This is a genomic window from Aquimonas sp., from assembly GCF_044377145.1.
Taxonomy (GTDB): Bacteria; Pseudomonadota; Gammaproteobacteria; order Xanthomonadales; family Xanthomonadaceae; genus Aquimonas.
The window spans coordinates 1-25,074 of the sequence record NZ_JBILJQ010000024.1 but is presented as its reverse complement, the minus strand read 5'-3'; the positions used below and the strand labels follow the sequence as shown (position 1 = coordinate 25,074).

The window sequence follows — 25,074 nt, the reverse complement described above, 5'->3', positions numbered from 1 at the left end:
GTGTGGGCTCCTGGCTTAGTCGGCTTTCTTCAGGTCGATCACCACGGCGCTGGCGGCAAGCCAGAAGCCGATCGTCAACAGGAAGAACAACAGGTCACGCAGGTCGATGACGCCGCGTGAGATGGCTTTGAAATGGGTCAGGAAACTCAGGCTGGCGACGGCATCCACCAGCACCGACGGCAACAGCGCGCGGATGAAATCCAGCACCAGCGGAAAGCCCGCCAGCAGCAACAGGAAGCACACCACTACGGTCAGGATGAAGGCGACCACCTGATTGCGGGTGGCGGCCGACAGGCAGGCGCCAATGGCCAGAAAGCCGCCCGCCATCAGCAGGCTGCCAAGGTAGCTGGTCAGAATCACCCCGTTGTCGGGCTCACCCAGATAGTTGACCGTGATCCACATCGGAAAGGTCAGCACCAGAGCAATGCCGATGAAGGCCCAGGCAGCCAGGAACTTGCCGAGTACCGCCTGCCACATCGTCACCGGCAGGGTCAGCAGCAGCTCGATGCTGCCGGACTTGCGCTCCTCGCTCCACAGCCGCATCGACACCGCCGGCACCAGGAACAGGTACAGCCACGGATGAAAGACGAAGAATCGCTGCAGGTCTGCCTGGCCATGCTCATAGAAGCCCCCGAGGTAGAAGGTCAGCGCGCCGGCCATCGCCAGAAAGATAACGATGAAGACGTAGGCCACCGGCGTAGCGAAGTAACTCGCCAGCTCGCGGCGGGCGATTGCGAGAGTGGGGTTCATGCGTGCGCCTCCTGCTTGCCTGCAGCCGGCAAGGTGATGCTGCGGAACACTTCATCCATGCGGCCGCGCTCAAGCTGCATTTCGGAGACGTCGATCTTCTGCGCAAGCAGGAACGCATTGATCCGATCAAGAATGCGTTCGCCACGACGCGGAAAGGCCGTGATCCGGCCGTCCTGGGGATCGATCTCGACAGCGGACACGCCTTCGATGCGGGCCAGGCCTTCCTTCAACGCGACCGGGTTGGACACGGTCAGCGACACCGCCTGGTGATAGCGCGAGCGCGCCTCAAGCTCGTCAGGCGTGGCATCGGCCAGCAGCTTGCCGCGCGCGATGATGATGGCGCGCGAGCAGACCGCGTGCACTTCTTCAAGGATGTGGGTCGAGATGATGATGATCTTGTCGCGCGCCATCGACTGGATCAGCGCGCGGACTTCGTGCTTCTGATTCGGGTCCAGGCCGTCGGTGGGCTCGTCGAGAATCAAGGCCTGCGGGTCGTGCAGGATCGCCTGGGCCAAGCCAACCCGGCGCTTGAAGCCCTTGGACAGCGTATCGATGGGCTGCTGCAGCACCTTGGCAAGCTGCAGCCGACCGACCACTTCATCGATTCGGCGGATGGTGTCGGCGGTGCTCATGCCGCGCACCTCGGCCACAAAACGCAGGAAGCCCAGCGGGGTCATTTCGCCGTAGCTGGGTGCGCCTTCAGGCAGATAGCCGAGCACGCGCTTGGCGGCGATCGGGTTGTTGGAAACGTCAAAGCCGCAGACGCTGGCGCTGCCCGAAGTCGGAGCAAGAAAGCCGGCAATCATCTTCATGGTGGTGGATTTGCCGGCGCCGTTGGGGCCGAGAAAACCCAGCACCTGACCGGGCTCGACACGGAAACTCACGCTGTCGACCGCGGTGAACTGGCCGTAGCGTTTGCACAACTGTCGTGTTTCGATCATGGATGTCGTCCTGTTGTTGTCATGCGCTGACGCGGCGCGACGCTGGCGGCATCTCCCTGCACTGCGTTGGCTGAGAGTCGGGATGCGACGCTTCGCCCGTGTTCGCCGCGACCCGAATACCACGATGGCGAAAAAAAGTTCCCGGCTCGGCACAGCGGTAAGTGCCGAGTTCGCGTGTCTGGAAACGACAGCGGGCGCGGAGTTGCCCCCGCGCCCGCTGTGATTGCCGGCAGCCGAAGCCGCGGCAGGCTCTAGAGAATCGGCCAGTACACCTTGAAGGTCGAATCTTCCACCGAGGTTTCGCTGATCTCGGTCAGGTATTCCTCGTAGGCGCGGTCAGTCACGGACAAACCGTGCGTTGCCGCGTAGGCACGCAGCATGTCACGGATCAGCGGCAGCGATGCGGGGTGGCCAGCGTAGTCGGTCATCAGCACCGGGCCGCCGTAGGTCACGCCAGAGACCACGGTCTCAGGCAGGTTGAGCCCCTCGAACGCAATCGCCGGCGCTGCAACGGCGGTCGGCACGGATGTCGGGGTGGCGGCGGGCGATGCCACGTCAGCAGCAGGATCGGTTGCGGTCGCTGCGCGGCGACGCACCGGGATGACCACGTCGAAGCTGTACTTCTTGTCCGCGAACTCGACCGTGACCAGACGCGGCGAGCCGTCGGCTTCGAGACCGTTGGATTCGATCACACCGCGCAACAGGGTGATCTTGGCGTCGAGCTCCTCTTCAACCGCCGAGATGTTGCGATCCGCCGTAGTGCTTGCGATCAGGGCAGGCTGCGAGTTCACGGTGGTCTGTTGGACATCGACCATCGGGTTCTCGTAGTTGAAGTTCGGCACGGTCGCGAGCAAACCGGTCAGGTTGGTCAAGCCCAGCTTGATGTCATCACCGACCGTGCGGGTGACATACAGGCCGGCGTAACGACCGAACAGGTTCCAGCCGTAGTCGACGTCGTACTCCCAGTTGATGTCGACGGTCTTGCCACGATCATCGAGGGTGAACACGGCGGTCTTGTTGTAGCCGTAAGCCTCGCTCTCGATGGTGAACTCGATGCGCTCGTTCTGCACGGACTCGCTGATCGTGAACGAGCCGCTGCCGATCTTGGGTTGATCGCTTGCATACAGCAATTTTGCGCCCAGACCGCGAGGCTCGCCCTGCAGGGTGTAACTGATGGCTGGATCATGCATGCGCAGCGGATGCCACTCACCGAACCGCTGAAACCCGTTCAGGAGGTCAAAGACAAGGCGGGCGGGACGGTTGGTTTCGACGCTATGGCGCACGTAGCGATGGCTCGGCAGGAACACGCCAACCAGCACGAACAACAGTGCGACTAGCACCAAGGCGATGACGAATTCAATCAGACGGGTCATTCAGGATCTCCGGGTGTGACCTGCATCCCGACGCCGGCTGCCCGGGCTCCCTCCAGTCGGATGCAAGGCCCGCAAGAATAGCCGAACAACCCCCCAGCGGCCAGCCGCCATTCAGCTCTTGACGCCCGACAAATCCGAGCACGTTTTTTCGCTGCTTCGCAGTTCACACGATCTGAACTCAAGCGATGCAGCAAGCGCGCCCAAACGCGTGGTCTGCCGTCGGATCAAGCATCTCCACGCCCTACCGGCCGACTGCTGTCACTGCACCACTCGCTCCAGCTTCCCGCATAGATGCTGGCACCGGACAAGCCAGCGTGCTCCATTGCCAACAGATTGTGGCAGGCGGTCACGCCCGAGCCACACATCAGCACGACATCGCGGGGCGCGCGCGGCTGGATCAGACGCTCGAACTCGGCATGCAGCACGGCCTCCGGTTTGAACATCCCGTCGGGGCTCAGGTTCTCGATGTAGGGTCGGTTGAGACCACCCGGAATGTGTCCGGCCACAGGATCCAAGGGCTCGACGTCGCCGCGGAATCGCTCGCGGGCACGCGCGTCGATCAAGGTGGTGCTGCCGTTGGCGAGACGCGCGGCGAGCACCGCGGTGCTGACCACTTCGCGCACCGAGAATCGAGCCCGATACTCGCTGGATCGCACCCGTGCAGCGCCCGACTCCATGCGCCCGCCTGCGCGCAGCCACGAATCGAGCCCGCCCTCAAGCACCGCTGCCCGCGTGTGCCCGAGCAAGCGCAGCATCCACCACAGGCGCGCGGCCAGGGCCCCGTCGCGCCCGTCGTAGGCCACCACCTGGTGAGCCGGAGCAATACCCCAGCGCCCGAGCGCCGCGCAGAAGCGATCCGCATCCGGCAAGGGATGACGCCCGCGGCCCTGCTTGCTGAGATCGGACAGGTCGCGCTCGAGGTGGGCGTAGGACGCACCCGCGATATGCCCCAGCGCGTAGGCGCGTTCGCCCGCCGAAGGCTCGCGAAGGTCGAAACGACAATCGACAATCGCGAGCAGCGGCGCATCGAAGGACTCTTTCAGCGTGTCCGCCGATACCAGCGTCGTCCAGTTCATCCGCGTTTCCCCTGTTGGATGATTCAGCCGGTTCAACCCGGTGCTCGGCACCGCTTGCCTGCGCTCTACCCTAACCATGCCACGCCAAGTCGGATGGGAAAGCGATCACGGTGCCCGGTGATGGATCGCGGTGCTTTCAGACAAGCGCTCGCGCAGATTCACCAGCATCGCCGCGGTGGCGCCCCAGATGCGCTGGCCGCCGAACTCAAAGCTCCAGGTCGGACGGCTACGACCGGCCAGTTGAGAGCGCTCGATCGCGACACTGGACGGGTCCATCAGGAAGCGCAGAGGCACTTCGAACACTTCGGCAACTTCTTGCGGATCGGGCATCGATACATGTGCTGCAGCAACCCTGGCGACCACCGGCAGCACCAGAAAGCCGGTGAAGGTTGGCAGCGGATCGATATAGCCCAGCGGACGCACGTGTTGGCGCGCCAGCGCGATCTCTTCCTTTGCCTCGCGCAACGCAGTGTCAAGCAGGCTGGCGTCGGCGGGGTCGAAGCGACCACCCGGGAACGCGACCTGCCCCGGATGATTGCTCAAACCCTCGGTGCGCCGGGTAAGTATCACCTGCGTGCCCTGACCTCGGTCGACCAAGCCGACCAGCACGGCTGCACGACGCAGTCTGGATGCCGGTGGGATCAGATCCAGCAGCTCGGCAGGCACCGGCAGCGGCTTCTGCGGGGGCTGCGCCAGCGGATGCAGGGCAGCCGCGACCCAGGCATCCAAATCGCAGGGCGAGCGTGGCCATTCAGACACGATCGTGCTGATCCTCTCGCTGCGGCAGCACGAATTGCATCAGGTAATCGCGCTGGCTCGGGCTGAAGGCCGACCATGCGGCGATCTCATCACCGGTGCGCCAGCACCCGGTGCACAGGCCATGTTCGCCCAACTCACAGATGCCGATGCATGGGCTCAAGATGGGGACGGAAAGGCTCACGAGCGGCGACTCCCGGCCTCATCAGGAGGCCACAAAAGACGTGGGGGACAACTGCCTGGCAGTGTCCCCCACACGAGTTTCCGGCGGGCGCCGCGAACGGCGCGCCGAATCAGTTCATGCTGACGAGTTTGACGTCGAACACTGCGGCCTGGCCAGGCCCGATCGGCGAGCGCGGGCTGTCGCCATAAGCCATATCGGAGGGCAGAAAGACCTCCCAGCGTGAGCCGACCTTCATCATCGGCAGAATCTCACGCAAGCCGGGCAGCGGCGCCTCGGAGATCTTCATCGACACCGCCTCATTGCCAGTGTAGGTGCTGGCGAACTCCTGACCCGTGGTCAGCGAGCCGCGGAAATGGATCTGCACGGTGCTCTCAGCAGTCGGCTGCGGGCCGGTGCCCTGCTCGATGATGCGGTACTGGATTCCGCTGGCGAGGTTCTGGATGCCCTGCTTGGCGCGATTGGCGGTCAGGAACTGCTCGCTCTTGGCCTTGTTCTCGGCCGACACGCGCTCGAACTCAGCGCGGGCCTGGGTCAGGAGTTGTTCCTGCATTTTCTCGACGGCAGCGCGCATCTCTTCCGGCGGAACGCTCGGATCGCGCTTGGCGAAGCCTTCCTGAACGCCGCTTACGACGGTGGCTACATCAAGGTCCACTCCACGCTCAGCCATTTCACGGCCCAGCTGATAGCCGATGGCATAGCTCAGCTTGCCCTTCTCCGAGGTGGTGTCCTGCGCGTGCGCAGCACCAATGCCCAGCAACGCCACGGACGCAAACAACCAGCGCAACTTCATGCACAACCTCCTCAAAGTGAACCGCCCACCTGATGGGGACGGCGTAAAGCGGGTAAGCATAACCGCGCGCGGTTGGAACCGCCATGGCGCGGCAGAATGCGGTCGCCGAAGCGATTCAGGCGCTTCAATCCTCATCGCCCCAGCGCGGCGCCACAGACCGCACCGAAGGGCTCAAAGTTCGCTGCGGAAGGGCTTGCAGAACCGCGAGGCCATCGCGAGTCGCGGCAACGTCGTGCACCCGCAAAATCCGGGCCCCGCGCTGCGCGGCAAGAACCGCTGCCACGACCGAGCCGACAGTGCGATCCGGCAAACCTCGGCCGGTAATCTCACCAATCATCGCCTTCCGCGAGACCCCCACCAGAAGCGGCGGCAGACTATCAGCCAACTGCGCGAGCCCGCTCATCAGCTGCGCGTTGTGGGCAAGCGTCTTGCCGAAACCGAAGCCCGGGTCAGCCAGGATACGTGCGCGCGGGATACCCGCCAATTCGCAGGTGAACACGCGGTCGGCCAGGAAGCGCTGCACCTCCGCACACACGTCGTCGTAGAGCGGCGCCTGCTGCATCGTGTCCGGCTCGCCCTGCATATGCATGAGACACACCGGCACGCCCAAGTCAGCGGCGGCCGCGAGCGCGCCCTCGCGCCGCAGCGCCCAGACGTCATTGATGAGTCCGGCGCCCGCGGCGACTGCGGCGCGCATCACCTCAGGCTTCGAGGTATCGATCGAGATCGGCACCGCGCTTTCGGCGACCAGACGCTCGATCACCGGCACCACCCGATCCAGCTCCTCCTGGACGCTGACCATGGCCGCGCCCGGGCGGGTTGACTCGCCGCCAACGTCGATGATGTCGGCGCCCTCTTCCACCATCTGCAGCGCGCGGCGCAGTGCTTCATCCAAATCGCCCAAGCGGCCGCCGTCGGAGAAGGAATCCGGAGTCACGTTCAACACGCCCATGATCCGCGGGCGGTCCAGGATCAGGCGACGGCCGGCGCAGTCAAAGCTGTGGCTCAGATCAGATGCATCGAACATTGCGGACCTCGAAGTGGCTGCATGCGGGGCGCACCAGCGCCGCAAAGGCAGACGCCCGCACAAGGCGGGCGTCTGTCGAATCAGTCGTGCCGGAGTCAGGACTGCGTGGCAGGCCCACCCACCGCACCCGCGGCTGGGCCCGAGCTGTCACGCGGTGGTGTCGGGCTGTCGTGCTTGACCCAATCCGCCGGCGGCGGCGGCAGGCGCCCTTCCATGATCGCGTCGATCTGCTTCGCGTCGATGGTTTCGTAGGTGAGCAATGTATCCGCCATCACGTGCAGCTTGTCGAGATTCTCGGTCAGGATCTCGCGGGCACGCTCATAGGCGCGATCGAGAATGCCGCGAATGACTTCATCGATCCGGCGCGCAGTGTCATCGGAAACGTTCTTGTGCTGGGTCACCGAACGGCCCAGAAACACCTCGTCTTCCTGCTCGCCGTAGGCAATCGGACCCAGCTCGGACAGGCCCCATTTGGTCACCATGTTGCGAGCCATCTTGGTGGCGCGTTCGATATCGTTGGAGGCACCGGTGGTGACCTTGTCAGCGCCGAAGATCAGTTCCTCGGCGACACGACCGCCGTACAGCGAAGACAACTGGCTTTCGATGGCCACCCGGTTGTAGCTGTAGCGATCACCTTCCGGCAGGTACATGGTGACGCCCAGTGCTCGACCGCGCGGAATGATCGTGACTTTGTAGACCGGGTCGTGATCCGGCACCACTCGACCGACGATTGCGTGACCCGCCTCGTGGTAGGCGGTCAGCTTCTTCTCTGACTCGCTCATCGCCATCGAGCGCCGCTCAGCGCCCATCATGATCTTGTCGCGGGCCTTGTCGAAGTGGGCCATCTTGACCTCGCGTGCGCTCTCGCGCGCCGCGAACAGGGCAGCTTCGTTGACCAGGTTGGCAAGATCCGCACCGGAGAAGCCGGGCGTGCCGCGGGCCACCACCATCGGGTCGACGTCCGCAGCAGCCGGAACCTTGCGCATGTGCACCTTGAGGATCTGCTCACGCCCACGCACATCGGGCAGCGGCACGACCACCTGACGGTCGAAGCGGCCCGGGCGCAGCAACGCAGGGTCAAGCACGTCAGGACGGTTGGTTGCAGCGATGACAATGATGCCTTCGCTACCCTCGAAGCCGTCCATCTCGACCAGCAGCTGGTTGAGGGTCTGCTCGCGCTCGTCGTGACCGCCGCCAAGCCCGGCGCCGCGGTGGCGACCTACGGCGTCGATCTCGTCGATGAAGATGATGCAGGGCGCGTGCTTCTTGGCCTGCTCGAACATGTCGCGGACGCGGCTGGCACCGACGCCAACGAACATTTCGACGAAATCCGAGCCGGAGATCGAGAAGAACGGCACCTTGGCCTCACCCGCGATGGCTTTCGCCAGCAGGGTCTTGCCGGTACCCGGCGAGCCCACCATCAGCACGCCGCGCGGAATGTGGCCGCCGAGCTTCTGGAACTTGCCCGGGTCGCGCAGAAACTCGACCAGTTCGGAGACTTCTTCCTTGGCCTCATCACAGCCTGCGACGTCCGCGAAAGTGATCTTGACCTGATCCTCGCCCTGCAGCTTGGCGCGCGAGCGCCCGAAGCTCATCGCGCCGCGACCGCCCGAACCGGCCTGGAGCTGTCGCATGAAGAAAATGAAGATTCCGATGAAAATGATGTACGGCAGGATCGTGATCAGCAGCGTCAGCAGGCCCGGCCCGGAGGGCGGCGTGCCTTGGACCTCCACGCCATAGCGGATCATGTCGCTGACGAAGTACTCGGCATCACCCGGATCCTGGGTGGTGAACCGGCCACCGTCCTTGCGCGTCACGTGGATGCTTACGCGGTTCTCGTCGCGAACGGCTTTGGCGATCTGGCCGTCCTGCACCATCTCGATGAAGCGGTTGTAGCTCACCGTTTCGTTGCCGCCGGTACGCGGCGTGAAGCTCTGGAACACCGCCATCAGAACGACAGCGATAACTACCCAGAGCAGGAGATTCTTGGCAAGGTCATTCATTTACTGGCCTCGTTGGCGCCGCCACGTCTTCCCGTGGCGAGCGCGTAGACTTCCGGTGATCGATTGCGGGATGCCTTGGGTTTGCGCACCTGCACTTTCGTGTAGCGACTGCGCAACTCCTTGAGAAAGGCGTCCGAGCCCTGTCCTTGGAACAGCTTGATAAGCAAGTTGCCGCCTGGGCGCAAATGCTGATCGGCGAAGTCGCGGGCGAGTTCGACAAGATGCATGCTGCGCGGTTGGTCGACTGCCGCCATCCCGCTCATATTGGGCGCCATGTCGCTGAGGACAAGGTCCACAAGTTTTCCACCCAAGGCCGATTCCAGCGCCGACAGTGGCTCCGGCTCTCTGAAATCGCCGTGAATGAAGTCAACCCCGGCGATCGGCGGCATGTCGAGAATGTCCAGCGCGATCACCCGCCCGCTGTCGCCAAGCTCACGACGGACCAGCTGCGACCACCCCCCTGGGGCTGCGCCCAGATCGACCACCAGCATGCCGGGCTTCAAGAGCTGATCGCGTTCGATCAACTCCTCGAGCTTGTACACCGCGCGCGAGCGCATGCCTTCGGCCTGCGCTCGCTTCACGAAAGGATCCGCGAAGTGCTCGGCCAACCAGCGGCGGCTGCTGGTGCTGCGGTTGATGGTGGGGGTTTTCAGAGGCGCGATCCTTTGAGAGCCTGGACAGCCGGCCGGCAAGCCAAGGCTGGCGCGCATGATACCCTGTGCGGCCTCACGCAGAAGTTCGACCATGTTCCAGCAGCTCAGCAATACCCAGCAACGCTTCCTGCGCGGTCTGGCCCACGCCCTGAAGCCGGTGATTCTGATCGGCGGCAAAGGTCTGACCGACGCCGTGCTCGCCGAGCTCGACCTTGCACTCGAGCACCACGAGCTGGTGAAGGTGAAGGTGTCGGCCGAAGACCGCGATGCGCGCGACGAGATGGTCGCCGAGATGGTCACCAAGAGTCGGGCCAACCTGGTTCAGCGGATCGGCAACATCGCCACCCTGTACCGCCGCAGTCGCGACCGTCAGCAGATCACTCTGCCGCGCTAAGCGCAGCAGACTTCATCCGACCTATCGCCCATGCCTCTCGCCGAAGAGCGCCCCGAAGGTTTGTACGCCATTCGCTGGGTTGGCGACGGCTGCGTCCGCATCGACGACACCGAATTCCGCTCCAGCCTGCTGGTGATGCCTGATCGCGTCTGGCAGGACTTCCCCGCTCGAGTACCGGGCGATCTCGGCGCCGAACTCATCAGCGAAATGCTGGCGCTGCAGCCGCAGGTGGTGATTCTCGGCACCGGCGCCAGGCAGGTGTTTCCGCCGCCTTCCGTGTTTGCGGGCTTTCTGACCCGCGGTATCGGCCTTGAGGTGATGGACAACGCGGCCGCGGCACGCACCTACAACCTGTTGGCCTTGGAAGGTCGACGGGTGGCGGCGCTCCTGCTGCTGGACCCACCCGAGCCCGGTTGAGCTGGCGCGGCGCAAGCAATCAGCCGCCGGCCTGTTCCAGGCGCGCACGCAAAGCTGGCAGTTCGGTGTTGTTGGGTTCGAGTTCCGCGGCACGTTCAAGCGCCTGACGCGCCGGCGCTGTCTCGCCGCGGCCCAGGCGCTCGGTGGCCAAGCCCACAAAGGCTGCCGCCAGACGCTGCCGCATCGAGGGCAGTGCTGCGTCCGCGGGCGCAACTACCTGCAGCCCTTCGAAGTACCGCAACGCTCGGTTGGGCTGGTTGATCGACATTGCCGAATCGAACCGCTGCCTGGCCTGGCCGGCGAGGCTGTCCATCAATTCGCGCGCACGCGCATTGCCCGGCTCGATTCTCAGCGCCGCACGCAGACTGTCGAATGCGCTCTCGCCCGGCGGCTGCAGCAGGCGCCCATCAATGATCGCGGCCTCGGCCGCGGCGATCAGCGCCGCCACCTTGACCGGGTCAACGCTCTCGCCGCTGGGCAGCCGTTGGTAGCGCGCGCGCGATTCCTCCATGCGTTTGCGTGCCGCGGCGAGACCCTGCGGCGGTGGCGCCAGAAGGGCTGCAGAATCCAGCGCGGATTCGGCAGCAGGGAAGTCGAAATCGGCCATCGCCGCATCGGCACGCCGCAGCAGGTCGGCGCCCATGCGCCGCAGCGCCTCCCGCGCCTCGGCGTGCTCGGGCTCCAAAGCCAACACCGCCGTGAAGGCATCGCGCGCACTGCCGCCAGCCGGCGCAGTGAACTCGCCGCGCGTGATGCGCTGTCGCGCCTGCCTCAACAAGACCTCGACCTGCTCGTCCCGACCCTTGCGGGCTTCGGCCAGCCGGCCCTTGAGCTCAGGCAGCTCCAGGTGGGACGGGTCGATCTGGGTCACCGCAGCAAGCAGACGCTCGGCCTCCACGAACGCGCCAGCCTCGACGTGTGCGCGTGCGCGCTGGATAAGTGGCGCCAGCGCATCGCGCAGGCCGGCTCGCGCCACCGGATTGTTGGGCTCCAGCGCAAGCGCCCGCTGGTACAGCGCCAGCGCGCCAGTATCGGGTTCCTCGATGCGGCCTTCGGACACCGCCAATGCGGCCGCGTCCACCAGAGCAGCGAGCTCGCCCTCAGCGACGTCCCGACTGCCCGGGTTCTGCAGCAGCGATTCGACTTCGGCCAGTTCAGCAGCGCCCACGCCGAGTCCGCGCGCCAGTCCAAGTGCTGCGGTGGCCTCAGCCACGCGCCCATCAGCGGCAGCTGCACGTGCCGACTCCAGATGGCCACGACCAACCCGCCGCAAGCCTTCACGCGCGGCTTCGTGGTCGGGCTCCACAGCCAGAATGGCGTTGTAGAGACTGCGTGCACCGGGGCCGCTACCGTCGTCCTGCAAGCGTCCGGCCGCGAGGGCCTGCTCCGCACGCTGCAGTTGTTCGGTGCGGCTTGATGAAGTCCACAGGGCTCGCAGCCGATCTTCGAAGACATAGCCCGCAAGCAGCACCGCCAGCAGCGCCGCCCCGGCAGCGAACACAAGCTTGCGCGACCGCCGTGCCGTGCTCGATGGACCTGCCGCCGATGTGCGCCGCGCGGGCGGTTCGCGTCGGCGATCGGGCGCTCGTCCGATCGACTCCATCGCCCCCAGCACCGGACCGTGCGCATGCCGCTCGCGGCTACTGGCGGCCGGGACATCCGGCGTGGTCACCACGGTGGGAGTATCGAGCGGCGCCGGCGAACGCCCGCCGCGACCGCGCGGTGGCGCGGGCTCGGGCAGTTCGATCGCCAGACCGCTGAGTCGATCGAGTGCTTCAGCCAGCGCTTGGCCGCTCTCGAAGCGCTGCGCAGGATCTTTGGCCAGCAATCGATCAAACAACGGTTGCAGCACGGCCAGCGATTCCGGCAGTCGCGGCAACGGCGCAGTGATGTGCATGATCCCTACAGCGACCGAATCATCGGCCTGGTAGGGCACCTCACCGCGCACCAACTGATACAGCACCACGCCCAGACTGTAGAGATCGGCACGGCCGTCCAGCGGCAGGCCACGCGCCTGCTCCGGGCTCATGTAGTGCGGCGTACCGATGATCGCGCCGGTGCGGGTCATCCGCATCGAATCGCCCGCGCGGGCGATGCCGAAATCGGTCAGCACCGCGCTGCCGTCCTCACGCAGCAGAATGTTGTCCGGCTTGATATCCCGATGCACCACGCCGCGGCGGTGCGCATAGTCCAGTGCGCTGGCGATCTCGCGCACCACCTTGCGTGCAAAGGCGAAATCGCGGCGCGGCCCACGCCGGGTCAGCACCGGCCCGCCAGGCAGGTGCTCCATCGCCATGTAGTGGTGGTCTTCGTGCCGACCGACGTCGTAAAGGTGGACGACATTCGGGTGGCGCAGGCTGGCGGCGATGCGCGCCTCACGCAGGAAACGCTCGCCGAATTCCTCATCCCCGAGCAGGGTGCCGGACATGATTTTCAACGCGACTTCGCGCTGCACGGATTCCTGCAGAGCCAGATACACGGTCGACATGCCGCCGCGGCCGAGCGGGCGGTCGATTCGGTAGCCAGGAATCTCGATCACGACGGACAAGTAAGGATTCAGCAGAAGGACGCGACAGCATAGCAACTCTGCCACGCCTCGCCCCGCCTGCAGGCTCGGCTTGCAGCACACCGGACTTTGCACCACCCTACGCCGCCCCGCCTGCCGGCGCGCCTTTCTGTAGATGTCCGAAACCCCCGACGACCGCTTCAACGACTACCTCGCCAGCGGGGTCAGCGCCGAGGAACTGCCGGGGCTGGCGCATCTGCTGCGCGGGCGCGACCTGCTGCGGGCGTTCTCCGCCCTGTTTCACGGCAGCGAGGGTGCGGTGTTGGCCCGGCTGCTGGTGCTGCGCACGATCGGTGCGCGTATCGACCCGCCCGACATCAGTCCGGCAGAACTGCGCGAACAGCTGTGTTTTATCGACCCAGTCAAGCTCGACACGATCATCGGCCGCCTGAAGGACCATGAACTGCTGGTCTGGGAGCCCGAGATCCAGCGCTATCGGGTCGGGCCGCTCGGCCGCAAGGCGCTGGCTGCGCTCGCCACCCTGCTGGAATTCAAGGCCTTCGATCAGGACGGGCTCGGCTATCTGACCGCGCAGATCGCCGCCAGCCAGGCAGTGGGCGTGATTCCCGCCGACGAGCTTTCGCACCTGCTGTCGCGCCTGACCGAACTGCGCGACGACTTCGACCGCGCGGTGCTGTCTGGCTCCGAGCACCGTATCCGCGCCGCCGCCGAGCGCCTGGACCAGGTCTGGCAATGGGTCGAGCGCGGCACCGAGGTTGTCCGCAAGATCACCACCGATATCGATCTTGACCTCGACCCCAGCACGCATCGACTTGCACAGGCCGTGGGCCGCGCGCAATCGGCCCTGCTGCGGCAGGCCAGCGTATTCGCGCGCGCGCTGAACCAGATCGACCGCGACCGGATCCATCTCGGCCACTCGGGCCTTTCCTCCTCGGATCTGGTCAGCTGGCTGCGCGAGCAGGACGCCATGCGGCTGATCGAAGTCGCCGATGAGCTGTGGTTGATTCCGTCGCGGCCGGCCTTTATCCAGGACCAGATCGCGCTGGATGTCGCCGAGTTCGAGCTGCTCGACCGCGAGCGCGCGGCCCAGCAGGTCGCCGCCCTGCCCGGCTCCGCGGCCGCACCGCGCACCGCCGAACTGCCGATGGCCACTGAAGACAACAGCCGTCTGTACCGCTGGCGCGACGAGCTGGCCGAGGTGACCACCACGACCGCGCTGTCGACCCTGGTGCCCGCCGAGGACTACGCCAGCAGTGCCTATCGCATGTCCCTGCTCGGCCTGCTCGGCGACCCGGAATCCGCCGCGCTGGATGGCCCCGCGGCCGAACTCGCGCGGCTGGGGCTGCGGGTCAGCTTCAGCAACGACAAGATCGACCTGCACGGGCGTGGCGGCATCCGTCTGATCAGCGCAGGCGACGTGCGGCCGCTGAGCATGGTTGCCGACCCAAGCAGCGATCAGCGCGATGCTGATCGCATGGAGGACTGATGCAAGACCCCGTTGCCACCCTTATCGCGCGCCTGCTGGCGCAGCGCTGGCTGCCGCGCGAGGACGAACTCGCGCGACGCGCCCTGCTCGATGAGCCCTTCCGCGAAGACCTCGACAAGCGCTTGGCCGCCTGCGGCCTGAGCCTGCGCGAGCACCCGTACGCGGCTCACATCGGCCTGGCCCTGCTGCGCGCGCAGGAAAAGCAGGTGTTCGCCCATGACCAGGGCTGGCTGTCGAACCAGCTGCAGCTCGACCGCAATGCGGTCGCCCTGCTGATCGTGCTGTGGGCGCTGATCATCCTGCCCAAGCGCCAGCGCCAGATCGAACGCCAGGACTCGGATTCCGCGTCGGCCCAACAGGGTCAGATGTTTGCCGAAGAGAAGCCCATTCCGGTCCATGCCGGCGTCGCGCCGGTGGTCAGCGAGCGCACCCTGGTGGCCGACTTCGGCGACAAGCTCGGCGGCAAGATGGGCCTGAACGTCAATTTGGGCGTGCTGGCCCGGCACGGCTTCATCCTGCGCCGCGCCGGCGAAATCAGCGAAGGCCCGCTGCTCGATCTCGCCTTCGATTACGAACGCACCAGCCGACGGATTCTTGATGGCGCGCTCGCCGATCTGCTGTCGCCGGCCGCGCGCGCCGAACGCGCGATCCGCGCCGCCGAAGCGCCGTTGCTGGACACGACCGCGCCCGACCAAGACGAGCCGGAGGCCGAACGGGGTCTCGATCTCGACCTGCTCGCCACCGATCCCGAAGGCAACTAGGCCATGTTCGAATTCCGTGAGCTCGAAGTCGTCCACTGGGACTACTGGGAGCGCTTCAGCCTGCCAATGGACGCCCACATCATCACCGTGGTCGGCCCCAATGGCTCGGGCAAGACCACCCTGCTCGATGCGCTGCGCACCCTGCTGACGATCGATTGCGCCGGCAACCGCGACTTCAAGAGCTATCTGCGCCACAACGGCAAGCCCTTCGCCTGGCTGCGCGCGGTGGTCGGCAATACGCCCGGTCCGACCGGCGCGCGGCCGTTCTTTCCGGTGATGGACCCGAAGGCCAGTCTGTTCTGCCGCATTCAGAAAAAAGGCGGCGAGTGGACGCGGCAGTTCGCGATTCTCGGCGGCGAAGTCAGCATCGAAGAGGCCGACCAGCGCGGCGAGTGGATCGGCCTGCGCGAGTACCGCGTGCGGCTCGAAGCGGCCGGCCTGTCGAGCGCGATCCGCCGTGTGCTCACGCTTGAACAGGGTGCCACCGACAAGCTCTGCCAGCTGTCACCGCGCGCCCTGCTCGATCTTGTATTCGATGTGTTCGGTGACAAAGCCACCCTCGACGACTACCAGCGCGCCCGCAATGAGCAGGAGGAAGCCGAGCGCGAAGGCGCCTCGCTCAATCACCAGCTCAATCTGCTCGGCGTCAGCCTGCAGGCGGCGGAAGGGCGCGCACGCGCCCATGCCGAGTGGCAGGCATTGAAGCGTGAACGCCAGGACCTGATGCTCGATGTGCTGCCGCGGGTCGAGCTGGCCGAACAGCTGGCGGTGATCCGCAACGCGCGCCCGCAGCTCGGCGTGCAGCGACGCAAGGCGCGCGAACTGCTGGCGCAGCGCAGCGAGCTGTCGCATCTGATCAGCGATTGCGACCTGGCGGAAGAGCAACTGCGCATCGAGCAACAGACTGCAGACGCGGCACGGCAGGCGGCGATGAAAGCGATGGAGCGCGCTCGCGCGGCACATACGGCAAACACCGTGGTGCTGCAGCAGCGAGATCGCCTGAATGCGCAGCTCGACAGCCAGGATCAGGTCGACGCGCGCGCCCTGGGCGAAGAAGCCCAGGCCGCACGCGCAGAAGCCGGCAAGCTGGCCGGCGAAGAACAGAGCGTTCACCGTGAGCTGGAGGCGCTGAAGGGCAAGCTCGGCGCCTGGCGCAGCGGCCGCCGCTTCGTGCCCGAGTTCGAAAGCCAGTTCCGCGCCGAACTCGACCGCGCCGGCATCGCGCATCGCATGCTGAGTGAAATCGTCGAAGTCACCAACCCGGCCTGGCAGGCCGCGGTGGAGGGCGTGCTGGCCGGCTATCGGCATGTTGTTCTGCTGGAGAACGCCAGCGACCGCGAGGCCGCCTGGGCGATCGGCGAACGGCTCCGCTACAAGCATTTCGTGGTCGCCGACCGCGCACCCGTTGGCAGGGCCACGCCGGGCACCCTGCTCGATGTGGTCGACTTCAGCGCGCTGCCGCCGGAGTGGCTGCCACGCCAGCTCGAGCGCATCCAGCGGGTCGAGGACGTCAAGCTCGGTGCCGGCCTGCCGCGCGAGCAGGAGTGGATCACGCCCGCGGGCTACTACAAGGAGCGTCGCGGCGGTCGCCACCTGGGTGTGGACGACAGCTACTTTGGCACCGCCGCCCGAGAACGCCAGCTGCGCGAAGGCGAGGCGCGCTTCGCCGAGCTCGAGTCGCGTCTGCTGGAGCTGGTCGACCTGCGCCGAACTCTGAGCCAGCGCGTGGCCGAGATCGACGCACAGCTGGCCGGCAGCCAGGCCGGGGCCCAGCTCGCCGCGCGCGCGGAGGAATTCGCCGAGGCCGAGAGCCAGCGCGAAATGCTCGAAGCCGCGGTGCAGCGCGCGGCCGAAACCTTCGCCGCTGGCGAAGCGGCCTACGTCGAAGTGCAGACCCGCCGCCAGCAGAACTCGCGCGAGCGCGACCGTCTGGACGCCGAACTCAAGCAGGAGGAGCGTCAGCGGAGTGAGGCCGAACGCAATCTGATGGGCGCGCGAACCGAGCAGTTGCAGCGGCTGCTTTCCTTCCGCCGCAAGCGCGCGCTGATTCCGTTCGAGAAGCGCAGCACTGCAGCCCTGTCGGAACTGCGCGAGTCCTACGAGACCCCGCAGGCCGTACGGCGCGAGGTCGACCGCCTTGAAGCCCGCCTGCGCGAAGGCCACTGGGAAACCGATGACAATGTGCTCGGCCTGCGCGACAAGCTGGCCGACGACCACCATGCGCTGAAAACCGACCTCGAACGCCGCGCTGCGCACGCCGAGCGCGCACGCCGCAGCACCGATGAAGCCCGCGGCGCCTACCTGAGCGTGCTGCGCGCGACCCTGCGCCAGTACGCACGCAACCTGCGCCACTTGGCCGAGCTTGCCGGCATCGGCGTCGACATGGACCTGCCCGAGTTCGGCCACGACGATCTGGCGCTGGCGCAGTCCGGGCTGACGGTTCGTTTCGAGTTCGACAAGAAGGGCTGGATCGGGCTGGACGATGGCGAGGCGTCGGGCGGCCAGCAGGTGATGAAATCGCTGCTGCTGCTGGTGGCGCTGATGCGCGATGAGCACCGCCCCGGCGGCTTCGTGTTCATCGATGAACCGTTCGCACATCTCGACATCTTCAACATCGACAAGGTCAGCGCCTTCCTCAAAGCCACTCGCGCGCAGTACGTGCTGACCACGCCGGTCACCCACAACATCAACGTATTCCAGCCCTCCGAGCTGACCCTGGTCACCAGCAAGCGCAGGCCAGGCAGCCCCTGGGCGCAGCCGGTCGCGGTGCTGCGACGGGCCGACGACGGTGAGATGGCTGCGTAGCAAAGCCGTTGGATGGCGTGCCGTATCTGCGCCGGGACCCATCGTTCACCCCGTGAGCGCTGGGTTGGCGGCTCGGCAGCGGCGCTCGCAGGTGGCACGACGACATGCTTTCAAGCTGCGGCGACCGCGGCAGAGCGTCTCAGGTACCACTCGGCCACCCACAGATTGGGCAGCCAGCACAGCCAGGCGGCGACCGGATAGGCCTGTTCGAACTCGACACCCAGCAGCCCGGACAGGGCCATCCATACGCGCAGACTGACCGCCGCCAAGCTCAGTGCGTAGTTGCGCAGCATCCAGCGCCGATGATCGACAAAGTCGCCGGCGCGCACTCGAACGAACGCGATCACACCGCTGAGCAGCCATGCGCTGGCCAGGCAGAAGAATCCCAGCCTCGCGGGCACTCCACCTTGTGCAGTCAAGGCCAGCAGCAAGCCGCCACTGCCGCCGATGGCGACTCCGCAGATCAGGTAGACGCGACCCAGCCAACGGTGCAGCGCCGGCCTGCGTCGGCGCAGCCCCGACAGCCAAAGCCAAGGACCGATCAACAGCGCGCAACCCGCGCCAAAGATGTGGCTCAGCAACAGCGCGTAGCGGGCCTCGAATACGGCTGCCATGGCTGGGTCCACGAGCTGTGCGGGCGGCAACCAAGCGTAGGCGATCAAGGTGTAGGCAGCCGTCGCAAGCGCGAGGAGGCTCAGCAGCGCCCACACGACATGCCGGCCACGTGGACTCATCTGGATTTCGGACATGGGCAGCCCTCGAAGATCGAGGCGCCACCCTAGTCGGGGCCGTGGGCAGACGCCTTAGCGCGAGCTTTGGTCGAAGCAATCGCCCGCCTGTTGGGCTGCCGGCCCTAAGGTCTACAGGCCGCCAACCTGAGGTCTTGAATTCCGCTCGTGCGCTCAGATCACGCTCAATTCGAGCGTCTCCACTGCAGCCGGAAGCAGCAACCGCGCCCATCGAGGCCGGCCTCCAGACTCAGGCCGGCTCCGAGTTGTTCTGTCGCGGACTTGACGATCGCCAGCCCCAGGCCAGACCCCGACCCCTGAGCATCTGCACCACGACGGAAGCGCTCGAAGATCCGCTCGCGATCCTGTTCGGAGACGCCGGCACCGTCGTCGCTGACGCATAGTTCAACCGTTCCGTCGCGTAGCGGCGAAAGCTCTACTCGCACGCGCCCTTCCGTCAGCCCGTAGCGCACCGCGTTTCCGACCAGGTTGTTGAGGATCGACTCGAGTGCATCACCTGGCGGGGTCTGAACCAGACTGTCGGGGCCCACGTAGCCAAGTTCGATCTGCTTGCGCGAGGCTTCTTCGGCATGGGCTGCGAGGCTGTCGCGCGCGAGGTCGGCGACGTCCACCGACCGAGGCGTTGCTTCCACGGCGGAATCAAGCCGCGCCAGCGCCAAGAGCTGGTTGACCAGACGCGAGGCGCGGCCGACCCCTTGATGCAGCCGACGCGCGGCCTCCTCGCGATCAGTGCTTGAGCCGGCGTGCAGAAGGGTGTCGACCTGCGCCGACACCAGCCCGATCGGTGTCCGCAATTCGTGCGCCGCGTCCGCCAGGAACTGGCGCTCACGCTGCAGCAGTGCCTGCAAGCGACCCAGCGTCGAGCTCAGTTCATCCACGACCGGCGCCAACTCCGCGTGCACCGCGGGCGTCTGCAAACGACTTAGATCTCCGGGCCGTCGCTCCGCCAACTCGCCCACCAGCCGGCGCAAGGGCGACAGCCCGGTATAGACCGCAAGCCACACCGGCAGCATCAGCGTCGGAATGCCCAGCAACAATGGCAACACCAGCGCTTCGGCACTGAGCATCACGCGGTCGAACTCGCGCTGGCGCAGCTGCAGCGACTGCGTGACCTGGACCCGCCAGCGACGGTCGGCGGTCCAGTCGACGTAGGCGCGCCAGCGAGGCTCCTGCGCGTCATCCTCGTACCAGCCGGGGCCTGCTGCATCGCCCGGCCCGGCCGAGATCGCGGGCAGGTGCGCGCCGATCAGCACGCTGCCCTCCGCATCGCTGATGCGAATTTCGATGAACGGATCCGGATCGTCCACCAGCACGCTCCAGCCAGCGACGATCATCCGCAGTTCGGTCGGGTCTGGATGCGCATGCGCGAGCTCTACGCTGGCCTCGCCCACCCAGCGCAGCTCGTCGTCGAAGTTGCCGCCTTCGGCCAGCATCAGCTGCATGCCCTGCAGATAGATCGAGGCCCACACAACGATGCAGGCAAGCGACAGGGCCAGAAAGGTCCTTCTGGCGATTGATGGCTTCAACATCCGGGCTCAGCCTCCGAGCACATAGCCCACGCCACGCACCGTACGGATGGTGTCCGCACCGAGCTTGCGGCGCAGGTTGTGGACGTGCACCTCGAGCGCATTGAACTCCAAGGGTTCGCCCAGCGGCGCCAGCGAACGCGCCAGACGATGTTTGGGCAACACGCGGCCTGCGTGCCGAGCCAGTTCTGCGACGATCATGAACTCCTTCGGCGACAGCCCGATCACGTCACCGTCGATCTGCACCTCGCGCCGGCCGGTGTCGATCTGCAGCCCGGCAACCGACCACACCTGGCTGCTGTGCCCGCCGACACGACGCGTCACCGCGCGGATACGTGAGGCCAGTTCTGCGGGTTCGACCGGCTTGATCAGATAGTCATCAGCGCCGGCATCCAGCCCCGCCTCCCGCGAATGAAGCGCATCGCGCGCAGTGAGCACGATCACCGGCAGGTCAGAACCGCGAGCGCGCAGCTCCGTCAGCAAATCGAGGCCCTCACCGTCGGGCAAGCCAAGATCCAACAGGACGCAGGCGATCGCCGCGTCTTCGGCCTGCGCCAGATGCGCGCGGGCGTCACGTGCGCAGCGCAGCCACACGCTGCTGAAGCCTCGTCCCTGCAAGGCGCGTTGGATCTCGGCGCCGAGGTCCAGATCGTCTTCCACCAGCAGCAAATGCACTCGCACCTCCTCGATCCGTGCGGCAAATCGGTGTCGGAAAGTTCGTCCATGTCTGGCATGTGCCGGCGGACGCGCTTTCTGCATCGCAAGCAACGATACCGGTCGCCCGTGTCGTGTGCGCACGCGAGCCACCCACAGCTAAGCCAATCCAAAGCGGCCACTGCCTACAGTGCGCGCCCCACCCACTTGGAGCGTCCCGATGCGAAACCGGAAGTCATGCGCGCGGTTGCGCGCCCTCAGCTTTGCGGCACTCGCTGCCCCCGGCCTGGCTTGGGCTGAGGAACCCGCAGAATCACCTTGGGAGGTATCGCTTGGGCTGGGCGCGCTGCATCAACCGACGTATGCGGGCAGCCCCAACCGACGCACCACGGCCGTACCTTTGGGCGGAGCCACCTATCGCCACGAGCGCTTCGGAGAGTTCGCGTTCGATCATCGCGGATTGAGCTGGACGGCCTTCCGCCATGCAGGTTGGCAGTTCGGCGCGGTGCTCGGGGCTGATGGCGGCCGCAAGGACAGCGACCCTTCCGGCCCGGTGGAATTGGGCGATGCGCGACTGGCCGGCATGGGCGAGATCGAAGCCAGTGCCGAGTTCGGCGTGTTCGCCGGTTACGGGCCGCTGACCCTGCAAGTGCAGCGCGGGTTGGGCTCGGACGGTCACAAAGGGTGGCGCGCGGCGCTCGCCGTCGAGCATCCGATCATGCTTTCGCAGCGTGCCGGGCTCTCTCTCGGCGCCAGCGTGCACTGGGCGGATGAGCGCTACCTGCAGAGCTATTTCGGCGTCAACACGGCGCAGGCGGCGGCAACAGACTTCCGGCTCTACACGCCGAAGGCTGGACTGCACGCGGCCGATCTCAGTGTGGGTCTTGAGTACCAACTCAGTGCACGCTGGTCGGTGCAAAGCGCCCTGGTCTGGACCCGGCTGCTCGAACAGGCCGCAGACAGCCCCTTGGTCGAACGCGAAGGGGATGCCAGCGCCGTACTCGGCCTGGTGTATCGCTTCCGCTGAGCGTCCGGGTACGGCTCCGGCGTGCACGCTGGCCACGGACGGCCGCACACGCTCACGCAGTGCGGTTGCCGGATCACGCGTGGCCGGAGTGCAGTTAGACTGCGCGGCGTGTAAGCGCCCGCTGGAGCTGCAGCCATGACCACACGCGTCCGCACCATCCTTGCTCGGCTTGCGCGCGGCGCACTGGCCACCGTGCTCGGCACGGTCGCGGCCGGCCTAAGCATCGCGAGCATCGAGAAGCTGGGACATCTGCTGTACCCCCCTCCCGCCGGATTGAAGCCCGGCGACCTCGACGCCATCGCCGCCCACGTTGCGACCGCGCCAGTCGGATCTCTGCTGTTGGTTCTGTTGGGCTGGCTGTGCGGGGCGTTCCTCGGTGGCCTGCTGGCTGCACGCATCGCGGGCCGACGTCCACGCCTGTACGCGGGCGTGATCGCGGCCCTGGTGCTTCTCGGTGCAATTACCAACTTCGCGATGATTGCTCACCCGGCCTGGTTCATCGCACTGAGCATCGTGGCCTTGCCGCTGGCCGGATTCGCCGCTGCCACACTGGCTGATCCGGTCGGCAGGCGAGGCCTCACCAGTCCGGTCTGAGCGCCCAACCTGTCTGGTTCACGCTGCTTGCTGCGTGTTTCGATCAGTCGCAGCCGATGCAGCGCCTCTTGCAAGACCCAACACAGCCCGAACGATCACCGCCACCCGCACCTCTACAGCACACTGCTTGCCGTCGCCGGCTTTGCAGGGGCACTGCTGTGTGGAGTTGCGCGTCTGCTGTCGCTGTTGGCGCCAACCCAGCTGGAGTCGGCGATACGGCATCCGCTTGCCAGCGAGCTGCGTACACGCGCAAATGCACAGCCGCAGCGCTTGCAGGAGGCTCGCTTGGGCCGGCTGGCCGAGCGAATGCTCAGCCAGAACTCAGCGCGCATCGCCCAGCTCAAGGCCAGCATCTCGACCGGGCTGCTCCAACGCATTGACGCGGTGCTGAACGAAATGCTCAAGCCCGACTGCGAGTGCCGGCAAGGCAGCCGCCGGGTCGGCGCCACCGAGGGCGCCGTGCTTGAGATCGCCGACCTGCAACGGGCCGGCACTCGCTTGACGGCGCTTCTTCAGTCCGAGCACCGCGAGCTCGCCGCCAAGCTGCATCGCGAATTCCGCATCTTCACCGGCGCCGATGCGCGGGTGCTGCTGGCCGTGGGCTTCACCGCGGCGCTGCGCCGGCGTGTCGTGCCGCACCTCTTGCCAAGCGCGCTGTTGATCCTCACCGCCACCCCGGTGGTCGCAGGCTTCTGTCTGTTCGGTCAGGACTGGCTGCGCACCATCGTGTTCGGCGACTACGCGGGCTTCGGCTATGTCATATGGATCGGCGTGGTGTCGCTGCCGCTGCTTGACGTGGTGTTCAATCGCGGCCAGATCGCCACCGCGCTGCTGAATGGCCTTCTCGACGCCGTCGGCAGCACTGCGAGCGTTTGCGACTGTTGAGCAAGCGCGCATCCAGCCAGACGCGTAGCTGTGGCAGGCTGGGCGCTTGCCAACAAGGACCCACCTCGTGAACCCGACCCGCATCGCCCAGCAGCAGCTCGACGCCTACAACGCCCGCGATCTGCAGCGCTTTCTTGAGCTCTATGCGGAGGACGTCGAGGTCTGGCGCATGCCCGCCAGCGAACCCAGCCTGCGCGGACGAGCAGCACTGGGCGAGTTCTACGCCAACGAGCGCTTCAACCTTGAAGGGCTGCATGCCGAGCTGGTCAATCGCATCGCCGTCGGCGACACCGTGATCGACCACGAGCGCGTCAGCGGCATCCGTGATCAGCCCTTCGAGGTCGCCGCGGTGTATCGGATTACCGATGGGCTGATCCGCTGCGTCTGGTTCTACAGCTGAGCGCTACCCGCGCGGACATCGACTGCGGGCGGCGACTCCGCTGGTAGCCAGAACTCACTCCCACGGCCGCGGCAGCGAGGCTCCCGATCGAGCCGAGGGCGCCGCCAAGACAGTCGATCTCGCTTGACAATCCTCCACCCGGCCAGCTTCAGCATCGATACATGCAGGCCAAGCAGCCGTGAGTTGTGCACAGCAAAATCCGCTGCTCTGTCAAGCGACAGTTTTGCGGCTTGCCCGATCCACTCGACATCAAGTTGATTTATCAAGCCATTGAATATCAAGGATTTATCTGGATTGGGCAGTTTTTGCCCAGCCACCAGCAAGCCCTTGATGTACGGGGCTTTGCGCAGCACGGCCCCAAAGCCATGCACACACTTATCCACAGGCCGTGTGGATATCGGCAAGTCGCTGCCGTGTAACGAAGTCGAATTCGACGCCGCGTGCTGGAAGGCGCCGCCCGATGGCTGGAGCGCCCCGCCGCACGGCCTCGTTCGTCCAGGCAAAGACCGCGGTCGGGCCGTCCGAGCCGCGCAGCGAAGTTCTGCCGACGCCTCCATCGTTGATGGTTTCCCCGCGAACCCGGCTTGGACACCTACGCTCGGCACGCCCAACTCAAGCCGCCCCAGCAGCAACCCGAAAACCGGCGCCGCAAGAGTGGAGCAGACCGGCAGCGCTGGCACCGTTCGCTGACCCACAGACTTGCGCAGACCACGCGCTGAGCTTTTCCAGCTGGCCAAGCTGCGCTGCAACGATGCTGACCACACTGAGCGAACGCCCAACTTCACTTTCGCCGCGGCACGGCCGCACCTGCGTATTCCACGCCATGCCGGTCACCCGTTCCAGCGCATGCCGGTCACCAATCCACGGCATGCCGGTCGGGGTGTAGGCGGGTAGCCCGCTACCGTCGGCCTCCCAATGACAGCGGAGGTCGACGGTGGCTCAGACGAGGTTACCCATGCGCAAGATTCTTGAAATGTCAGGCTTCACTTTGAACACGGCGCCAGCGGCCGGGCGATTGCCCAAGCAGTCTGCGTGGCGCTCGCCACCGTGCAGGACTGCCTGCGGCGGTTTGCGGCTTCTGGCCTGAGCTGGCCGGTCGATCTGGACGCGGAGGCGCTGGCAGCGCGGCTGTATCCCCAGGCCGCCAAGCGGTGTGCACCGCCACTGCCGGACTTCGTGGCGATCCAGCAATCGCTGCGGAACGCGTCAACCCCTTTGAGACAGCCTGTTCACCAGATAGCTGTCATTCGTTCTCCTGAGTGGCGGATTCGCTCATGCTTGCGATCTCGTTGCTTC

The 25,074-nt window shown here is 66.0% G+C and carries 23 protein-coding genes and 1 pseudogene; 10 read left to right on the top strand and 14 right to left on the bottom strand.

Annotated features, from left to right (window positions below; translation table 11 throughout):
* Positions 1–15: 15 nt before the first annotated feature.
* From ACIQ7H_RS09400 to rlmE, 10 genes are all read right to left on the bottom strand, one after another.
* The gene (locus tag ACIQ7H_RS09400; protein ID WP_395790716.1) at positions 16–750 is read right to left on the bottom strand and encodes an ABC transporter permease; all 735 of its coding nucleotides are present in this window, start codon (positions 748–750) and stop codon (positions 16–18) included.
* Entirely contained in the window at positions 747–1,691 is a 945-nt protein-coding gene (locus ACIQ7H_RS09395; protein WP_395790714.1) for an ABC transporter ATP-binding protein, read from the bottom strand. The genes ACIQ7H_RS09400 and ACIQ7H_RS09395 overlap by 4 nt, the downstream gene beginning before the upstream one ends.
* A gap of 251 nt (positions 1,692–1,942) precedes the next feature.
* Positions 1,943–3,064 (bottom strand): polyketide cyclase, encoded by a 1,122-nt coding sequence (locus tag ACIQ7H_RS09390; protein ID WP_395790712.1) that lies wholly within the window; start codon positions 3,062–3,064, stop codon positions 1,943–1,945.
* 224 nt (positions 3,065–3,288) lie between these two features.
* On the bottom strand, positions 3,289–4,140 hold the full coding sequence (locus ACIQ7H_RS09385; RefSeq protein WP_395790710.1) for a sulfurtransferase: 852 nt from the start codon (positions 4,138–4,140) through the stop codon (positions 3,289–3,291).
* A gap of 105 nt (positions 4,141–4,245) precedes the next feature.
* Positions 4,246–4,899, bottom strand: coding sequence for an NUDIX hydrolase (locus ACIQ7H_RS09380; protein WP_395790708.1), 654 nt, complete (start codon positions 4,897–4,899; stop codon positions 4,246–4,248).
* Positions 4,892–5,080 (bottom strand): DUF1289 domain-containing protein, encoded by a 189-nt coding sequence (locus ACIQ7H_RS09375; protein WP_395790706.1) that lies wholly within the window; start codon positions 5,078–5,080, stop codon positions 4,892–4,894. The genes ACIQ7H_RS09380 and ACIQ7H_RS09375 overlap by 8 nt, the downstream gene beginning before the upstream one ends.
* A 109-nt stretch (positions 5,081–5,189) precedes the next feature.
* On the bottom strand, positions 5,190–5,870 hold the full coding sequence (locus ACIQ7H_RS09370; RefSeq protein WP_395790704.1) for an FKBP-type peptidyl-prolyl cis-trans isomerase N-terminal domain-containing protein: 681 nt from the start codon (positions 5,868–5,870) through the stop codon (positions 5,190–5,192).
* Positions 5,871–5,994: 124 nt separating this feature from the next.
* Positions 5,995–6,897, bottom strand: a complete 903-nt coding sequence (gene folP / locus ACIQ7H_RS09365; protein WP_395790702.1) for a dihydropteroate synthase — start codon at positions 6,895–6,897, stop codon at positions 5,995–5,997.
* 95 nt (positions 6,898–6,992) lie between these two features.
* Positions 6,993–8,900, bottom strand: a complete 1,908-nt coding sequence (gene ftsH, locus ACIQ7H_RS09360) for an ATP-dependent zinc metalloprotease FtsH (RefSeq protein ID WP_395790700.1) — start codon at positions 8,898–8,900, stop codon at positions 6,993–6,995.
* Complete coding sequence (gene rlmE / locus ACIQ7H_RS09355) at positions 8,897–9,610, bottom strand: 23S rRNA (uridine(2552)-2'-O)-methyltransferase RlmE (protein WP_395790698.1); 714 nt, start codon at positions 9,608–9,610, stop codon at positions 8,897–8,899. The genes ftsH and rlmE overlap by 4 nt, the downstream gene beginning before the upstream one ends.
* A gap of 34 nt (positions 9,611–9,644) precedes the next feature.
* On the opposite strand from rlmE, the gene yhbY reads away from it, so the two are divergent.
* The gene (yhbY, locus tag ACIQ7H_RS09350) at positions 9,645–9,947 is read left to right on the top strand and encodes a ribosome assembly RNA-binding protein YhbY (protein ID WP_395790696.1); all 303 of its coding nucleotides are present in this window, start codon (positions 9,645–9,647) and stop codon (positions 9,945–9,947) included.
* 30 nt (positions 9,948–9,977) lie between these two features.
* Positions 9,978–10,364: an Mth938-like domain-containing protein gene (locus ACIQ7H_RS09345; protein ID WP_395790694.1), complete on the top strand. Its 387-nt coding sequence runs from the start codon at positions 9,978–9,980 to the stop codon at positions 10,362–10,364.
* Between the two features lie 19 nt (positions 10,365–10,383).
* On the opposite strand, the gene ACIQ7H_RS09340 is transcribed toward ACIQ7H_RS09345, so the two are convergent.
* Positions 10,384–12,903 carry a protein kinase gene (locus ACIQ7H_RS09340; protein WP_395790782.1) on the bottom strand — a complete coding sequence of 840 codons (2,520 nt, stop codon included), beginning with the start codon at positions 12,901–12,903 and terminating at the stop codon, positions 10,384–10,386.
* Between the two features lie 142 nt (positions 12,904–13,045).
* On the opposite strand from ACIQ7H_RS09340, the gene ACIQ7H_RS09335 reads away from it, so the two are divergent.
* Genes ACIQ7H_RS09335 through ACIQ7H_RS09325 form a run of 3 tightly spaced genes read left to right on the top strand, consistent with a single transcriptional unit; the run spans position 13,046 to position 17,943 of the window.
* Positions 13,046–14,377, top strand: a complete 1,332-nt coding sequence (locus ACIQ7H_RS09335; RefSeq protein ID WP_395790692.1) for a hypothetical protein — start codon at positions 13,046–13,048, stop codon at positions 14,375–14,377.
* Positions 14,377–15,138, top strand: coding sequence for a hypothetical protein (locus ACIQ7H_RS09330; protein WP_395790690.1), 762 nt, complete (start codon positions 14,377–14,379; stop codon positions 15,136–15,138). Before ACIQ7H_RS09335 ends, ACIQ7H_RS09330 begins: the two co-directional genes overlap by 1 nt.
* Positions 15,139–15,141: 3 nt before the next feature.
* Positions 15,142–17,943 carry an AAA family ATPase gene (locus tag ACIQ7H_RS09325; protein WP_395790688.1) on the top strand — a complete coding sequence of 934 codons (2,802 nt, stop codon included), beginning with the start codon at positions 15,142–15,144 and terminating at the stop codon, positions 17,941–17,943.
* A gap of 110 nt (positions 17,944–18,053) precedes the next feature.
* Here the strand turns inward: ACIQ7H_RS09325 and ACIQ7H_RS09320 are convergent, their stop codons facing one another.
* From ACIQ7H_RS09320 to ACIQ7H_RS09310, 3 genes are all read right to left on the bottom strand, one after another.
* Positions 18,054–18,692, bottom strand: a complete 639-nt coding sequence (locus ACIQ7H_RS09320) for a DUF2306 domain-containing protein (protein WP_395790686.1) — start codon at positions 18,690–18,692, stop codon at positions 18,054–18,056.
* A 164-nt stretch (positions 18,693–18,856) separates the two neighbouring features.
* On the bottom strand, positions 18,857–20,221 hold the full coding sequence (locus ACIQ7H_RS09315) for an ATP-binding protein (RefSeq protein ID WP_395790684.1): 1,365 nt from the start codon (positions 20,219–20,221) through the stop codon (positions 18,857–18,859).
* A 6-nt stretch (positions 20,222–20,227) separates the two neighbouring features.
* Positions 20,228–20,893: a response regulator gene (locus tag ACIQ7H_RS09310; RefSeq protein WP_395790682.1), complete on the bottom strand. Its 666-nt coding sequence runs from the start codon at positions 20,891–20,893 to the stop codon at positions 20,228–20,230.
* Positions 20,894–21,092: 199 nt separating this feature from the next.
* Here ACIQ7H_RS09310 and ACIQ7H_RS09305 point away from each other — a divergent pair, with 199 nt between their 5' ends.
* From ACIQ7H_RS09305 to ACIQ7H_RS09285, 5 genes and pseudogenes are all read left to right on the top strand, one after another.
* Complete coding sequence (locus ACIQ7H_RS09305; protein WP_395790680.1) at positions 21,093–21,899, top strand: MipA/OmpV family protein; 807 nt, start codon at positions 21,093–21,095, stop codon at positions 21,897–21,899.
* Between the two features lie 135 nt (positions 21,900–22,034).
* On the top strand, positions 22,035–22,493 hold the full coding sequence (locus ACIQ7H_RS09300; protein ID WP_395790678.1) for a hypothetical protein: 459 nt from the start codon (positions 22,035–22,037) through the stop codon (positions 22,491–22,493).
* A 285-nt stretch (positions 22,494–22,778) separates the two neighbouring features.
* Complete coding sequence (locus tag ACIQ7H_RS09295) at positions 22,779–23,378, top strand: hypothetical protein (RefSeq protein ID WP_395790676.1); 600 nt, start codon at positions 22,779–22,781, stop codon at positions 23,376–23,378.
* Between the two features lie 67 nt (positions 23,379–23,445).
* Positions 23,446–23,778: a nuclear transport factor 2 family protein gene (locus ACIQ7H_RS09290; RefSeq protein WP_395790674.1), complete on the top strand. Its 333-nt coding sequence runs from the start codon at positions 23,446–23,448 to the stop codon at positions 23,776–23,778.
* A 1,032-nt stretch (positions 23,779–24,810) separates the two neighbouring features.
* Positions 24,811–25,074: pseudogene (locus ACIQ7H_RS09285) on the top strand (hypothetical protein); the annotation flags it as partial.

Bases quoted from the DNA above. Each gene is read 5' to 3' on its own strand.
- ACIQ7H_RS09400 (WP_395790716.1), bottom strand. From the start codon at position 750: ATGAACCCCACTCTCGCAATCGCCCGCCGCGAGCTGGCGAGTTACTTC.
- ACIQ7H_RS09395 (WP_395790714.1), bottom strand. From the start codon at position 1,691: ATGATCGAAACACGACAGTTGTGCAAACGCTACGGCCAGTTCACCGCG.
- ACIQ7H_RS09390 (WP_395790712.1), bottom strand. From the start codon at position 3,064: ATGACCCGTCTGATTGAATTCGTCATCGCCTTGGTGCTAGTCGCACTG.
- ACIQ7H_RS09385 (WP_395790710.1), bottom strand. From the start codon at position 4,140: ATGAACTGGACGACGCTGGTATCGGCGGACACGCTGAAAGAGTCCTTC.
- ACIQ7H_RS09370 (WP_395790704.1), bottom strand. From the start codon at position 5,870: ATGAAGTTGCGCTGGTTGTTTGCGTCCGTGGCGTTGCTGGGCATTGGT.
- folP (WP_395790702.1), bottom strand. From the start codon at position 6,897: ATGTTCGATGCATCTGATCTGAGCCACAGCTTTGACTGCGCCGGCCGT.
- ftsH (WP_395790700.1), bottom strand. From the start codon at position 8,900: ATGAATGACCTTGCCAAGAATCTCCTGCTCTGGGTAGTTATCGCTGTC.
- rlmE (WP_395790698.1), bottom strand. From the start codon at position 9,610: ATGCGCGCCAGCCTTGGCTTGCCGGCCGGCTGTCCAGGCTCTCAAAGG.
- yhbY (WP_395790696.1), top strand. From the start codon at position 9,645: ATGTTCCAGCAGCTCAGCAATACCCAGCAACGCTTCCTGCGCGGTCTG.
- ACIQ7H_RS09345 (WP_395790694.1), top strand. From the start codon at position 9,978: ATGCCTCTCGCCGAAGAGCGCCCCGAAGGTTTGTACGCCATTCGCTGG.
- ACIQ7H_RS09335 (WP_395790692.1), top strand. From the start codon at position 13,046: ATGTCCGAAACCCCCGACGACCGCTTCAACGACTACCTCGCCAGCGGG.
- ACIQ7H_RS09330 (WP_395790690.1), top strand. From the start codon at position 14,377: ATGCAAGACCCCGTTGCCACCCTTATCGCGCGCCTGCTGGCGCAGCGC.
- ACIQ7H_RS09325 (WP_395790688.1), top strand. From the start codon at position 15,142: ATGTTCGAATTCCGTGAGCTCGAAGTCGTCCACTGGGACTACTGGGAG.
- ACIQ7H_RS09320 (WP_395790686.1), bottom strand. From the start codon at position 18,692: ATGTCCGAAATCCAGATGAGTCCACGTGGCCGGCATGTCGTGTGGGCG.
- ACIQ7H_RS09315 (WP_395790684.1), bottom strand. From the start codon at position 20,221: ATGTTGAAGCCATCAATCGCCAGAAGGACCTTTCTGGCCCTGTCGCTT.
- ACIQ7H_RS09305 (WP_395790680.1), top strand. From the start codon at position 21,093: ATGCGAAACCGGAAGTCATGCGCGCGGTTGCGCGCCCTCAGCTTTGCG.
- ACIQ7H_RS09300 (WP_395790678.1), top strand. From the start codon at position 22,035: ATGACCACACGCGTCCGCACCATCCTTGCTCGGCTTGCGCGCGGCGCA.